Origin of the sequence: Microcystis sp. T1-4, from assembly GCF_000297435.1 — a bacterium.
GTDB lineage: Bacteria > Cyanobacteriota > Cyanobacteriia > Cyanobacteriales > Microcystaceae > Microcystis.
The window spans coordinates 40397-54760 of the sequence record NZ_CAIP01000146.1 but is presented as its reverse complement, the minus strand read 5'-3'; the positions used below and the strand labels follow the sequence as shown (position 1 = coordinate 54760).

Below are 14364 nucleotides of genomic sequence, written 5' to 3'. Positions count from 1 at the left end.
GTCAAGCGCTCATCAATCTTATCGATCTTTCCCTCAATCCTTGTGAGGACAGCTTCTAGGGAATAAGTAACAGTTTCGTTAGACATTGGGTAAACTCCTATACTGCATCCAGTTGGATATAATTTTATCTTAAAGTCTAGGCTGTAAAAACATTTTCCTTCAAGTCTCACTGGCAAGCTGACAAAACCGTTTAGTTTCTCTCCAGTTGCGAAAGCGAGGAAGAGAGGCTATCCAGTCTCTACCCTATAGTTAACTTCACTTTTGTCCAAGGGAGACAGTGTTAGGTGAAAACTTTGCTACTTTCTTGTCACTGATTACCCGTTACTGTTCATTCTCTACGAAAAAACCCTAACCCCTAACACCGATAACCCTAACTGCCAATTTTTTCGGGAACTTCCTAACATCCCATTCATCTTAAAACCCAGATTCCGCCTGGAAAAAGGAGGAAATCCAGAGGAGTTTCCGGCTTTTTTCCTAGCCCTCTCGGTTTTCTTTTGGTTTGACACTCCCATCGCACTCATGCGAGGGATTCTTCGTTCACGGGGAGATGCCTTGCAAAAGCAGTGCCTTTACTTGGTCTTACTCTCCCTCCAGAAGCAGTAGCGGTATGCCCTACCGCCAAAATTCGTAAACCTTCATCCCGAATATTCTTAGCGGCATTGATATCTCTATCGTGGGTTTCTCCACACTTAGGACATTGCCAACTACGAATATCTAAACTCAAACTATCAACAGGATTTAAACAGTTACTACAAGTCTTAGAGCTAGGAAAGAATCTATCTACTTCTATATAGATTTTTCCTTCCCATTCAGCCTTGTATTTTAACATAGTACAGAATTGACCCCAACTAGCATCACTAATTGATTTTGCTAGTTTAGGGTTTTTGACCATGTTTCTGACTGCCAGATTTTCTACCACTATGACTTGGTTTTCGTCAACTAATTTACGACTTAGTTTGTGGAGGAAGTCTTCACGACAACGAACGATTTTAGAGTGAACTTTAGCCACTTTAACTCTAGCTTTATTTCGGTTGTTAGAGCCTTTTTGCTTGCGGCTTAGTTTCTTTTGTCTCCTCGCTAATCTTTGTTCGTACTTACGATAGTATTGAGGATTCCCATGTTGAGTCCCATCTGATGTAATAGCAAAATGGGTTAGTCCAACATCTATCCCGATAGCTTTTCCTTCTGATGATTTTTGGGGTAAATCCTGACCATCATCATAAAGACAAGATGCGAAATATTCTCCTGATGGATTAACTGAAACCGTAACAGACTTTAAGTCTCCCTCTGGTTGCCGTGAAACTTGGCAATAGACTTCACCAATTTTAGGCAATACCAGAACATCATTTTTTAACTTACAGTGTTGAGGAAATCTAATCGACTGCCTATTTTGCTTTTTCTTGAAGTTAGGATATTTAGCTCTACCTTCAAAGAAATTAAGGAAAGCACTAGAAAGATTTAAAGCGGCTTGCTGTAATACCTGCGATGGTACTTCGCTTAACCACTCATGCTCTTTTTTTAGGGAAGGCAGCAGCTTAATTATTTCGTCTCTGCTTAATCCTTTTCCAGTTTGCTTGTAAGTTTCAGATGTCAAGTTTAGGGCGTAATTGTAAAACCATCTAGCACAGCCAAACGACTTGGCAAGCAAAACTGATTGCTCGCTTGTCGGTTGCCCTAAGCCAGATATGTCACCATTCTGGCTCGGCTTCAAAACGGTGCGTGAGACTTTCACCTCACACCGCTCCTCTCTCCAATGGCTCTTTGTCATGAGTACCAGTTTTATCTAATGCAGTTTTAGAATCGTGGCAATGTCGATGGAGTAACTGTTTATTATCTCGATTGTTTTTACCCCCTTTTGATTTAGGGATAATGTGGTCGGTTTCGAGTATGTCTCCATCTTGGAAATATAGTCCACAATATGCACAACGTCCTTGCTGTCTTTTGAGTAGAACAGCTTTTTCTGGTGGCATTTCTGGGTGTTTACCCATTCGACTACTCCAGTATATTAAATCCCCATCATAGGGACTTTTATCCCCTTTCACCTTGACGTATCTTACGATTTTTGTATCTAGGTGTCTTGCCAGTTTGAAGGGGTTTTTACCTCCTCTTGTGCTGAATACCCAATTATCTTTTCCCTCAGTATGCCAATATTTACGCATTATCCAAGTTTTGTTTTTCATTGGGTGTCGTCTGTATGCCCATCTCTTGAGTTTTTCAAAGAAGTAGTAATCACAATCTGTGAATGTTTTTGAGCTTACTACTGATGAATAGTAATTGCTCCATCCTCTAATGATTGGATTGAGTCGTTTGATTAAGGCATCCTGTGGGGATGACTTCTGACTATTTACTACTTCTCCCAATTTCTTTAGATGGGACTTGACTTTTTCAGCACTAGGCTTGATTAGGGTTTTAAAACCTAGTTTGACTCCTTTACTACTTTTTGCCCCGTGATGTTTTCCGACTTGGTATTGCCTGATGTTGAATCCGAGAAAATCAAATCCAACGTAATCATCATAAGTTTCAAGAGTATGGGATATTCTTGTTTTACTAGGCTTCAGTTCTAGCCCCATTTCTGCTAACCATTGTTTAATGATTTCTTGACATTCCTTTATTACCTTTAAATCTTCGTGCAGGATAACAAAATCATCTGCATATCTGATTAGGGTTAAGGCTTGTTCATTTTTGGATTTATTGCCTTTCAGAGTTCTTGCATATTGCTTAACTCTTTCTTCCATGCCGTGTAAGGCTATGTTAGCTAGTAAAGGGGAGATTACACCTCCCTGTGGTGTGCCTTCATTGGTAGGGAATAGGTTTTTTCCATCCATGACTCCACTCTTTAGCCATGCTTTGATTTGTTGTCTTAGCTTGGGGTAAGTTTGAAGTTTTGTCAGTAGTTTCTGGTGGTTTATTTTATCAAAGCATTTACTTATGTCCGCATCTAGCACATATTTGGGCTTTTTGTTGATGCTTATGTAGATTGCTCCGATTGCGTCATGGGCTGAACGTGCTGGTCTAAATCCATAACTGTTAGGTTCAAATTTTGCTTCCCATTCGGGTTCTAATGCCAGTTTTACTAAGGCTTGTAATGCCCGTTCGTACATGGTGGGAATCCCTAGAGGTCGCTTTTCATCCGTATTGGGTTTTGGTATCCATACTCTACGAGTTGGTTTTGATTTATTGCCAGGTTTTAGATTATTGACAAGTGCCATTCTTTGTTTGGGTGTTAAGGATTTTATCCTATCTACCCCTGCGGTTTTCTTGCCTTGATTATCTTGGCTAACCCGTCTGACGGCTATCAGTTTGGCGTACCAGCTTTTTAGGAGTAGCCTTTGTAATTTGTGGACTAATTTGACATCACCCCGTTGACTGGCTTTGAATATTCTTTTTGATAACTTAAAAACACATCTTTCAGCTTTTCGCCAGTTGATGTCCTTCCATTCATACATCGGTTTTGTTGCCGTGTTCATAACTTTTTCATTACTACTTAAGACCATTCATTCCATTGAACAGTGTGTACGTCAGCATATCCTTATCTATTACAGATAGGCGTTGGCTTCTTACACAATCCTTTCCTATATGAGTCTTACGCTGGTTACTACTTAGATTTCGACCTATCTAAGAGATTCATAAGGATTACTTCGTTCCCAACAACCGTATTCCTAACTTTAGTGTCTTCCTCTATACCGAAGCTGTGTAGATGATTCTGGTTGAACTCTATCTTTTCCCAGTACGTTAGCTTGTTAACATTTTGTTGCCAGCCAATAATCTGTGTAGGCTAGGTTTCAGTGACGATACTTCTGACGGAAGTTCTTATTCATACACATAGTTAGATGCTAGACAGGTTTTGATGTCAGACTCATCTTTACTGCCATTTAACCCCGCTTTTCCCATTTTGATGACCGTTCTCCACAGGAAGGGGTTATGCTGTCACTCCATCATCTGGAGGAAAGGACTTTCACCTTCACGGTTATTGAGTTATCAAGGTTCTCAACCTTGTCCTACCCACGTCTGTTAGACTTTTGGTAGGAACGAGTCGCACGATAGATTCTGTACTTAAACGCTTTTAATATCTTGTTTACCAAACTAAATTTACTATGGTAAGCTATGCAAGGCTAAATTGTCAAGGATTTAATCGTGCTTCGCTGTTTTATATTGGTCGGGGTTTCATCCTGTCAGTACGAGGGTCTTCACCCCGACATCTGTGATAAATTGGGTTATGTGTGCAAAGGAGTGAGCGAGTGGTGTTTAGCATCGAACCAAAAATTATCAATCCGCCCAAAAACCGTCATGATTATCAATTGTCGGAAGCAATTCGCTATCGTGCTTGGGTAGAGATTGATCGCTCGGCATTACAACAAAACGTGCGAAAAGTCAAGGCCTTATTAGCCCCAAAAACGGAATTAATGGCGGTAATTAAAGCCGATGCTTACGGACACGGGGCAGTTAAGGTGGCTAACAGCGTTTTAGAAGCTGGAGCGCAATCTTTAGCCATCGCGACTATCGGGGAAGGTATCGAACTACGGGAAGCGGGAATCGTTGCCCCAATTATGATTTTAGGGGCAGTCAATACCCCAGAAGAAGTGGCAGCCTTAGCCCATTGGCAATTGCAACCCACCCTGGTGCAAATCGAACAGGTACAAATTTTTGCCAGCGTGATGAGACGCTTAGAGCAGCGGCTGCCGGTTCATATCAAACTAGATACGGGAATGTCTCGCTTAGGCACACCATGGCACAACGGCACCAAATTCGTCGAACAGGTTTTAGAGGCTCCTAACCTGAAAATTGCCAGTATATACTCGCATTTTGCCACGGCTGACGATCCCAATCCCGAGATCATGCAGTTACAACGGCAAAGATTCCAACAAGCGATCGCCGAGTTAAGATCAAAAGGTTATCATCCTCCCTGTCTGCATTTAGCCAACTCTGCCGCTACCCTAAGCGATCGATCTCTGCACTACGATCGAGTTAGAGTCGGATTAGCTCTCTACGGTCTTTATCCCGCCGATCATCTCACCGATAAAGTCCCTTTGCAACCCGTCCTACAAGTAAAAGCGCGCATTGCTCAAGTCAAAACCATTGCCGCCGGCTCCGGAGTGAGTTATGGTCATCAGTACATAGCGGCAAAAGACACCCGTATTGCTGTGGTCGGTATCGGTTACGCCGATGGAATTCCCCGCAATCTCTCCAATCGTTTAAAAGTATCCCTGAGAGGACGTTTAGTACCCCAAATCGGCGCGATAACCATGGATCAGTTAATGATTGACGTGAGCGAGATTCCAGAGGTAAAAACAGGGGAAATCGTCACACTTATCGGTAAAGACGGACCACAGTGCATTACCGCCGACGATTGGGCGCGGGATTTAGGTACAATATCCTGGGAAATTCTCTGCGGGTTTAAGCATCGTTTGCCGCGAATTATTATTAGCAACGGCTAATTATGGCGGCGATCTTAAAAAATGTCAATTGGCGGCAATTCTTACTGTTGACTGGTAAGATGTGTAATTAATTTTGCTTAGGTGCTTACCGTTGCTGAGTGCGATCGCTAATTGCTAGGCTAGATTAGGGGATGAATTCTCCGGTGCTTTAGGTTAAAATAAACAGGGTTAATCGACGGCAAATGATTAGTTTTACCCTAGAGGCAGCGATGACTATAAGCAACGATTTACCCCTACCCCCCGGCAGTTTCGGATTACCCCTATTAGGAGAAACAATCGCTTTTTTGACCGATGGGGATTTTGCCAGTAAACGTCATAATAAATATGGTCAACTTTTCCGCACTCATATTTTTGGCAGTCCCACGATTATTTTATCCGGTGCCGAAGCTAACCGGTTTCTCCTCAGCAACGAGAATAAATACTTTGCGGCAACTTGGCCTAAAAGTACCAAAACTCTCCTAGGTAGCGCATCTTTAGCGGTGCATACGGGAGATGTTCACGCTTCCCGTCGTCGCTTAATCTATCAAGCTTTTCAACCCCGGTCCCTAGCAAGTTATATCCCTACGGTAGAAACAATTACCGCTCGCTATTTAGAGCGTTGGCAAACCGCAAAAACCCTGTCATGGTATCATGAATTAAGAAACTATACCCTCGATATTGCCTGTAAATTATTTGTCGGTCTTGACCAGGGTTCTGCTACCAAATTAGGAGAAGCTTTTGATACTTGGTGCGCGGGACTATTTACCCTTCCTCTTCCCCTTCCCTGGACAGCTTTCGGCAAAGCATTACGCTGTCGAGAAGAATTACTAGAAGCCATAGAAACTATCATTTTAGAAAGACAAAAAAATGATGACCCTGGCCAGGATGCTCTTGCTATCCTTTTACAAGCTAAAGACGAAAACGGTGAAAGTTTATCCTTAGCGGAATTAAAGGATCAAGTGCTATTATTACTCTTTGCTGGTCATGAAACTTTAACCTCTGCTATCGCCACTTTCTGCCTACAAATGGCACTGCATCCCGATATTTTTCAGCTTGTCCTTGAGGAAATAACTAATTTTGATCTATCCACTCCTTTAAGCGTCGATACCCTCAAACAGATGACCTATTTAGATCGCGTTTTAAAGGAAGCTTTACGTTTTACTCCACCCGTGGGAGGAGGATTCCGTCGGGTAATAGAAGACTGTCAATTTAACGGTTATCATTTGCCGAAAGGATGGGTAGTGCAGTATCAAATCACCAATACCCATAAAGATAATAATATTTATTCCCATCCTGAAACCTTCGATCCCGATCGCTTTTTAGCCGAGGAAAAACCCTACGGATATATCCCCTTTGGTGCGGGATTGCGCGAATGTATCGGCAAGGAATTCGCTCGTTTAGAGATGAAAATTTTAGCCGTCCGTTTAGTAGAAAAATACGATTGGCAATTACTCCCCAATCAAGATCTGACCCTCACCTCTATCCCCACTCCCCACCCCCGGGACGGTTTACAAGTCACCTTTAAACCCCGTTAACCGGCTAGGATAAAAAAACTTTAAAAACAGTTTAGCGTTTTTCTCGTAGCCGTGAAATTTATTTCACGGCATTTATTGACCGAACAGAGGTTAATCGGCAGCGGGTAAAGCTTTCGGTAATTCTCCATTTTGCTGATGATTTGGTGTATCGAATTCGAGAACTAGGTAACGAATCAAACGCGCTAGGGATTTTTGCAGTAAACCTTCAGCAATTTTTTGTCCCATCTGTTGGGTTTCCGGTTTAGCGATTAGTTTAGTCATCACTGGCACCATAGCCATGGCATCGAATCCTTTTGTTTCCTGTAAAATACTAAAGATGTTGCGAAGATGCTCAAAAGTCTTGGCATCACCTAATAATTCTGGGGGAGTTTCTTGCACCGCTAAACCCACCTGTTCCCGGAAATTAACCGTGAGATTAAACCAAGTTCGACGACCGAAGTTATCGAGCGCATTGACTAACTCATTAACTAATTTTTCGCGGATAAATATACCCCTGTCTGAAAGGAGAAAATCTAACGCTTGATCGGTGACTTTCTCGAAGTTAAAATCATTAGAATCTTTAGCATTACGCAAGAGATTTTCTAAACGATTCCAGCGAAAAGTACCATCTTTAAATAATAAATCCCGCAGGGAATCTCGCAACTCCGTGGAAGGATCGGTGAGCAGACGTTTAGCAATGTAAGGATAGGCTTTACTCAGTACCTTAAAATTAGGATCGATGCCAATCGCTATTCCCTCTAAAGTCACCATTGAGCGAATAATCAGGGCATAATAGGCAGGAACTCGAAAGGGAAACTCATACATCATCGCCGACATTTTATCGGTGATACTTTTAAAGTTTAATTCTGCCACACTCGCCCCTAAAGCATTACCGAAAACTTCCGAAAAAGCGGGAACAATTGGCTCTAAATTGGTAGTTGGTGACAGGAAGTCTAACTTAACGTAATCCTTGGCCAAAGACTCAAAATCCCGGTTGACTAAATGCACCACCGCTTCGATTAAACCGTAGCGTTGATAGGGTTCAATATTGCTCATCATGCCGAAATCAAGATAAGCTAATTTACCGTCGGGAGTCGCTAATAAATTACCCGGATGGGGATCTGCATGGAAAAATCCGTGTTCAAGTAATTGACGCAAAGAACACTGCACCCCCACATTAACTAAGTGGGTGGCATCAATACCCTGAGCTTGAATTTCTTTGATATTAGTTAATTTTGTGCCGTCCACCCACTCCATGGTTAAAACCCGTCTCCCGGTATATTTCCAGTAGATTTTGGGGATGTAAATTTCGGCAATGTGACCATAAAGTTGAGCGAATTTTTCGGCGTTTTGTCCTTCGTGAAGATAATTAATTTCTTCAAAAATACGAGCGGCTAATTCGTCGGTAATTGCCACTAAATCGGAGCGAAGTCTTTTAATATTACCTTTCACCCAAGTCGCCAAACTACGCATGATATACACATCTAAAGTTATACAGCGAATCAAATCGGGACGCTGTACTTTAACGGCGACTTTCTCTCCGGTTTTTAATTTACCTTTATAAACTTGTCCTAGGGAAGCGGCCGCTATGGGATTGGGGGATAATTCTGCATAAATTTCTTCGGGAGAATAACCTAATTCTTCTTCGATAAAACGATAGGCAATTTCGTTAGGAAAAGAGGGGATTTGATCCTGGAGAGTGGTTAATTCTTCTAAATATAAAGGCGGTACTAAATCAGGCCGGGTAGAGAGAGCTTGACCGATCTTAATATAGGTGGGTCCCAATTTGGTCAACATTTCCCGCAATTGTACGGCCCGTCTAATTTCATTTTTTGGCGATTTTCCCCGCAGTTTATCCCACCAGATACCGATGACAAAAGATAAAACCGGCAGGGCAATTTCGATTAATCTCCCCACAACTTCTAGAGGTCGCCGACGGTAATAGTCGTTAATAACTTGGGGATTGTAGCGCCAACTCTCGGCTACGTTGTCATCCATGGGGCCGGTATCTTCCCGATGTTCTTCGGGAATATGGACCGGCTGCACTTCAACAGTAATCGCTTCTGGGGTTTGCGTCTCCGGGGAGATCATCTGTTCGGACATAGTTCGGTGACAAGGCAGGGTGATTTGTAAACTATTGTAACAAGTATCGGCTTTCTGCCCGATCTTGTTTCTGTCTCCCTAGTTCTCTGCTCCGGTTCGCCGTCAACTTTCCTGGGGGGTTATCGGTGTTTTTGACGATTTTGAGGCTGATACTGCCCTGATTATCCCGAATGTGATTGTCAAAAAATAGCGCGGTAATTTGGCTGATTTCTAGGACTTTGTTCAATAAACTAGGGCCGACTGACCGATAACTAAATTCACCGCTAATCATCCAAGGTTAAATTGGCTAAGTTAATCATTTTTATCGCCCCTCAAAGTATTCTACGATAGCTCTCGCTATCGATTCTGCACCATCTTTAGGCAGTTTAACCTTTAATCTTGGCGGTTGGGGAGCTTGGCGTAAAAAGTCCCAATTACCTTGAAAAAATTCTTCACTGCTAATAATTTGATGATAACTATAATCTTGGATTCCAGCCAATAAAATCGCTGATTCGGCGAAACCTTCTCGCGTCAGAGAAACAATCGGAACCTCTAATTTTAAAGCTTCGGCAAAGGTACTATATCCCGGTTTGGAAATAATTTGATCGCACAGGGGCATAAAATCCACAGGACGATAGCTCCGATCTGGTTTATCCTGTAAGCGGACTAAATTGGGCAATTCGGGGGCGTTTTTTTCAAAAGTGATAAATTGCCAATCGGGAAAACTGGCGAGGTTATCATAGGGAATTGCTTCTAATCCTAACCCCCCAAAACTCAATAAAATAGTTTTTTCTTTAGGGGCATTTAGCTTAAATTCCTGTCGTAATTGTTCTTCACTGTAGCGGGGTGTACCCCCGGTTAAACCTGCCTCGGTAACACGGGGAAATGCTGTCATTGCTTCTGCTAAAGGCAGTTTAAATAAGCGATCGCATTGATTATAACAACGACTGATCCAATCACTAATACTGGCAAATTCTTCACCCCAATCACGATAGATAAAATCCCAACCAAAGTTACCAATCATCCAACAAGGAAGCCCCGCGCTTTTGGCAATTGGTGCCGCTAAAGGTGGTAAATCAGCCACAACTAAACCCACACGATTAGTTTTAATAAAATTAACTTCACTGGCAATAACTGCCCTAGATTGAGCAATTATTTGTTCTAATTTTTCCTTAGTAGCTAATTTATCCATCGTTAAACTATCCGATTGGATTACTCCCACATCAAACCCCCGATGTCTTTGAATATATTCTCCGGATATATAGGAATCTAATAACCAGCGCGGAGCAGTGGTGACTAATATCGGCAAAATTTCGGGATTAAGTTCAATAATATTAGCTACTACCGAAGCACTGCGGACGGCATGGCCAAAACCATGATTAGTAACGGCAAAATAAACAACAGGACGAGACATAAATATCAAGTAGGGTGAGAATAATAAGCAAGAAATTTTGTTTTTCAGACTGTAGATAATAATTACCCCTGATTTTAGGGAGGCAAATGAGGCAGTATATAAATACTAGCAAAAGCATAATATTCCGCTCCCGATTGACAAGCTTCTTGCAGTAAAGATAAAGCCTCCGAGTCTCCTTGTTTTGCGAAACGTAATAATGCTAACAACCTTTTAATATATTGACTACGATAGTTAATTAATTCTTTTCGTCCACGCATACCATTGAGATCGAACAAATCTTCAACAATTTGACCACGTCGATCCCGACCATAAACACTGGCCAATTTTGCCATTTCATCCCAAACAAATTCAAGATGTGTATTCGGATCGGTTACTCCATCCGTGGGGTCTATTAACAGAGGATTTCCTGTGATATCATCGAGAGGAAAATTTGTGCCTTTGTGATTGGCATCATTACATTTATCACAAGAAAGCAGTAAATTCTCCCAAGTAAAAGTCAGATCAGGATACTGGCTTTTTGGATAAAAATGTTCGATCGCTCCGTAAGTTACCACTATAATCTTACTTTCACAGTAAGCGCATTTCCCATTAAACATTTTAACTAATGCGTCTTTAACTTGCGGATGACTGTATTTATTTTGTGCTTGGTTAATTTGAGCTTTAGTTGCCTTGTTGTTTGATTTTATTGATTCTAAAGCCTCTAGCCAACGAGCGACATTTTTAGCTAATACGGGTGGCTCTGATATTCTGGTGACAGCAATCAAGATAAACGCTCCTCTAGTAAGGCATCAATTCGGGATTCTAAACTATTAGGTTGACTGATTTCGCCAAAGGGTTTAACTTCTCCAACAAATAATGACAGTTGTTCATATTCTTGCTTTTCTGCTGCCGCCAGATTTTTCTTTTTACGATTTAGTTGGTGGTAACGCTTAATTTTATTTTCTGTATCAGTGGGATAGGTTGATTTCAGACCAAAAGCAGAACTTGTTAAAGTACGATCAACATTAGCCGCTAATTCTTTATAATGAATTTCTACAATCTCTAATTCACACGCTACCAGATCGATTCGTAGGGTTAAAGAATTTGGCCCCGCACCGGCAGCGATTAAAGGACTATGAGTAGCGACAAAGAATTGAAGCTTGGGAAAAACTTCCTGTAACCATCCAGCAATTTCCCTTTGCCAAGAAGGATGTAAATGAATATCTAACTCATCGATTAAGACGACTCCAGAAGCCTCTGTGGGGTTATCTAGATCGGGGAAGGATTGTAATAATCGCCAAATTAAATCCCCAGCTAAAGCAATCATACTCCGAAAACCATCGGATAAACTAATGGTTGGAACTTTTTGGCCGTTAACTAGAAACTGAATCAAGCCATCGGCAGTTACTTCAGCAATTTCTACATTACCAGGTAACAGTTTAGTAATTGCTTCTTCACCGATTTTTTTCATTTGTTTGGCTTGAATATCTGTGGGATTTTTGGCTATTCGATAATCTAAATACACCATCCATCTCTCAAAAGAACTTAAAGATGTATCCTCATTAAATTGGCTGAAAAAGTTGCTAGAGCGTTTCGGAGGTTCAAGACTAGGAATAATCACTTGACTCACTCGTGTCAAACGACGGAAAGCTCCATAACCGACGGCAAACCAACCATGATTATCGGAGGCAAAAGCATTGGCTCGCAACCAACTCAAAATTTTAGTATTTTCTTCGATTAATGCTGGTTCTGTATAGGTTTGTTTGTCCTTACTGCCTCCTAACTCTAACCTTTCCTTGCCTGTAACAAAATAGGAATAAGCAAAAGTTTTTCGAGTTTTATCCGTACCAAATTTTCCCGCATCCCCATCTTCTTGATGAAGCACTGCGGTTAATTTACCCGGTGTCTTGGGATTACATATCCAACCAGTCGGACGTGGTAATAATTCTTTCGCTGCTTCTGGTCCGGCGAGCAGCAAAGCTAAAGCCTGTAAAATCGTGCTTTTTCCTACTCCATTTTCTCCCAATAAAGTGATCCAACGACAAGGTTTAGCATCCTGACGACGTTTATTATCGGGATTACTAATAAATTTAATCTCTTGATTCTGGAAGCATTTAATGTTTTCGAGTTTTATACTTTCAACCCACATGGACATTCCCCCAGAGAATAACAGCGATCGATAAAATTCTAGCTTATTTGGCCACATCTAGCCCTTTTTGGCCTTCATCTCTAAATCCAGTCAAAAACCCTCTCTTCGCAGAGAGGGTGAATTAGATTTAGGAATTTTCTTCTAATCCAAAGACGCGATTAAAAGCTTTCAAGACTTTATAACCAGAATCGATCGATTCTAGCGGATCTTTCCGCAAACGGTGACGTAAACAGAGAACAATTACCCGACGGATATCATCTACCGTCACAGTTGTCCGTCCTTCCAAAGCGGCCAGAGCTTTAGCGGCGCGATTGGTAACGATATCGCCGCGCAATCCGTCCACGTCTAACTCGGAACAAACCTCGGAAATTTTCACCCGCAGATCATAATCAAGCTCCACAGAAGGCAAAAGATTCTGGGCCTCCACTAGCTTTCTTTGCAGTTCTTCCTGTTCTAAGTTGTATTTCTCTAAAAACGAGAGGGGATTGCCATCAAATTCCGCACGCTGTTCCACGATTTTGACCCGTAGAGGTGGTTCTTTGACGGTGTGAATCTCGGCGTGCATTCCGAAGCGATCGAGCAGTTGTGGGCGCAATTCTCCCTCTTCTGGGTTGCCCGATCCCACCAAAACAAACCGGGCCGGGTGACGGATGGAAATTCCTTCCCGTTCCACCGTATTCCAACCACTAGCGGCCGAATCCAATAGCACATCGACGAGGTGATCGTCAAGTAAATTGACTTCATCCACATAGAGAATGCCGCGGTTAGCTTTGGCCAGCAATCCTGGTTCAAAAGCTTTTACCCCTTCTGACAGGGCTTTTTCGATGTCAATCGTGCCACAGACCCGATCCTCCGTCGCACCGAGGGGCAGATCTACCATAGTGACTTTTTTCTTGGCAATGGTCAAGGGGATGGCCTCGTCCACCCTTTGCCGCACCTCATCGCTCATTAAATCGGGATCATTGGGGTCAGAATTAAAGGGATCGTTAGCAACTACGTCAATTTCTGGTAAAAGGTCGGCTAAAGCCCTAATCGTGGTCGATTTTCCCGTACCTCGATCCCCCATAATCATCACCCCGCCAATTTTGGGGTCGATGACGTTGAGCATTAGGGCCAATTTCATTTCTTCCTGGCCGACAATAGCGGTGAAGGGAAAAACCACGCGGCGAGTTTTCGGAGGAGCTTGGGGAGTCACGGTCATAGGTGGATTCAAAAGTCAATAGTTTTTGCGTTAAGAATTATATCTAGTGGGGATTCTAGTCGTCAGCTTTCAGCAAAGCTTTATTGTAAGTCTTTTTTTCTGCTTTTTAAGATCCAGCACCAGAGGGGATGACCTGGCCCTTTGTCCCGGATTTTCTGCACCCGTTGTTCTAAGCGCAGTTTTTCTCTGGGGGAAAGTCCTAAAATAATGTTGCGACTTTGCCAGACTAGCACTGCTCCTGTCATGGCAACACAAAAGGCTAGACCGATAGAGGGCCAGTAATTGAAAGCTAAAGCGTATCTTAGGGCTGTCCAAGTAAAATACTGCCGTATTAAGGCTATATCATCGCGTAAAACCCATAAACTAGCCGAACCAATCCCTAACCAACAACCCAACACGAACAACCAACGACCCCATACCGTCAGTCGATGTAATCTTTTGACCTGTTGCTGTAGTTCAAAATCGGCCATTTTAGTTATCAGTGAGCAGTAATCAGTGGAGGTGTGGGGTGTGGGGTGTGGGGTGTGGGGTGTAGGGTGTAGGGTGTGGGGTGTAGGGTGTGGGGTGATGGGGTGATGGGGAGAATCAATAAAGGTAGTCTATTGACAACT

10 protein-coding genes and 1 pseudogene are annotated in these 14364 nt (G+C 42.4%); 2 read left to right on the top strand and 9 right to left on the bottom strand.

Annotated elements, in window-relative coordinates; all coding sequences use genetic code 11:
• From MICAI_RS23550 to ltrA, 3 genes and pseudogenes are all read right to left on the bottom strand, one after another.
• Positions 1-86 (bottom strand): annotated as a pseudogene (locus tag MICAI_RS23550) (polyhydroxyalkanoate biosynthesis repressor PhaR); the annotation flags it as partial.
• A gap of 431 nt (positions 87-517) precedes the next feature.
• Entirely contained in the window at positions 518-1687 is a 1170-nt protein-coding gene (locus tag MICAI_RS08885) for an RNA-guided endonuclease InsQ/TnpB family protein (RefSeq protein WP_039899900.1), read from the bottom strand.
• A 46-nt stretch (positions 1688-1733) separates the two neighbouring features.
• Positions 1734-3494, bottom strand: a complete 1761-nt coding sequence (ltrA, locus tag MICAI_RS08880) for a group II intron reverse transcriptase/maturase (RefSeq protein ID WP_008200609.1) — start codon at positions 3492-3494, stop codon at positions 1734-1736.
• 744 nt (positions 3495-4238) lie between these two features.
• Between ltrA and alr the strand changes: the two genes are divergently transcribed.
• Both alr and MICAI_RS08870 read left to right on the top strand, forming a co-directional pair.
• Positions 4239-5435 (top strand): alanine racemase, encoded by a 1197-nt coding sequence (gene alr, locus MICAI_RS08875; protein WP_008200607.1) that lies wholly within the window; start codon positions 4239-4241, stop codon positions 5433-5435.
• A 209-nt stretch (positions 5436-5644) separates the two neighbouring features.
• Positions 5645-6949 (top strand): cytochrome P450, encoded by a 1305-nt coding sequence (locus MICAI_RS08870; RefSeq protein ID WP_039899898.1) that lies wholly within the window; start codon positions 5645-5647, stop codon positions 6947-6949.
• A gap of 90 nt (positions 6950-7039) precedes the next feature.
• On the opposite strand, the gene MICAI_RS08865 is transcribed toward MICAI_RS08870, so the two are convergent.
• The 6 genes from MICAI_RS08865 to MICAI_RS08835 form a co-directional block, all read right to left on the bottom strand.
• A complete protein-coding gene (locus tag MICAI_RS08865; protein ID WP_008200603.1) occupies positions 7040-9031 on the bottom strand; it encodes an ABC1 kinase family protein in 1992 nt (663 codons plus the stop codon).
• Positions 9032-9332: 301 nt separating this feature from the next.
• Entirely contained in the window at positions 9333-10424 is a 1092-nt protein-coding gene (locus MICAI_RS08855) for a hypothetical protein (RefSeq protein WP_008200600.1), read from the bottom strand.
• Positions 10425-10498: 74 nt separating this feature from the next.
• Positions 10499-11188: an HNH endonuclease gene (locus MICAI_RS08850; RefSeq protein WP_008200599.1), complete on the bottom strand. Its 690-nt coding sequence runs from the start codon at positions 11186-11188 to the stop codon at positions 10499-10501.
• Positions 11185-12609 (bottom strand): AAA family ATPase, encoded by a 1425-nt coding sequence (locus MICAI_RS08845; protein WP_232306169.1) that lies wholly within the window; start codon positions 12607-12609, stop codon positions 11185-11187. The genes MICAI_RS08850 and MICAI_RS08845 overlap by 4 nt, the downstream gene beginning before the upstream one ends.
• A 70-nt stretch (positions 12610-12679) precedes the next feature.
• Entirely contained in the window at positions 12680-13753 is a 1074-nt protein-coding gene (gene bchI / locus MICAI_RS08840) for a magnesium chelatase ATPase subunit I (protein WP_008200597.1), read from the bottom strand.
• 80 nt (positions 13754-13833) lie between these two features.
• Positions 13834-14223 carry a hypothetical protein gene (locus MICAI_RS08835; protein WP_008200595.1) on the bottom strand — a complete coding sequence of 130 codons (390 nt, stop codon included), beginning with the start codon at positions 14221-14223 and terminating at the stop codon, positions 13834-13836.
• Between the last annotated feature and the right edge of the window lie 141 nt (positions 14224-14364).

Excerpts from the sequence above, each read along its gene's own strand:
- MICAI_RS08855 (WP_008200600.1), bottom strand. The coding sequence starts at position 10,424 with ATGTCTCGTCCTGTTGTTTATTTTGCCGTTACTAATCATGGTTTTGGC.
- MICAI_RS08865 (WP_008200603.1), bottom strand. The coding sequence starts at position 9,031 with ATGTCCGAACAGATGATCTCCCCGGAGACGCAAACCCCAGAAGCGATT.
- bchI (WP_008200597.1), bottom strand. The coding sequence starts at position 13,753 with ATGACCGTGACTCCCCAAGCTCCTCCGAAAACTCGCCGCGTGGTTTTT.
- MICAI_RS08835 (WP_008200595.1), bottom strand. The coding sequence starts at position 14,223 with ATGGCCGATTTTGAACTACAGCAACAGGTCAAAAGATTACATCGACTG.
- MICAI_RS08870 (WP_039899898.1), top strand. The coding sequence starts at position 5,645 with ATGACTATAAGCAACGATTTACCCCTACCCCCCGGCAGTTTCGGATTA.
- ltrA (WP_008200609.1), bottom strand. The coding sequence starts at position 3,494 with ATGGTCTTAAGTAGTAATGAAAAAGTTATGAACACGGCAACAAAACCG.
- MICAI_RS08845 (WP_232306169.1), bottom strand. The coding sequence starts at position 12,609 with ATGTGGCCAAATAAGCTAGAATTTTATCGATCGCTGTTATTCTCTGGG.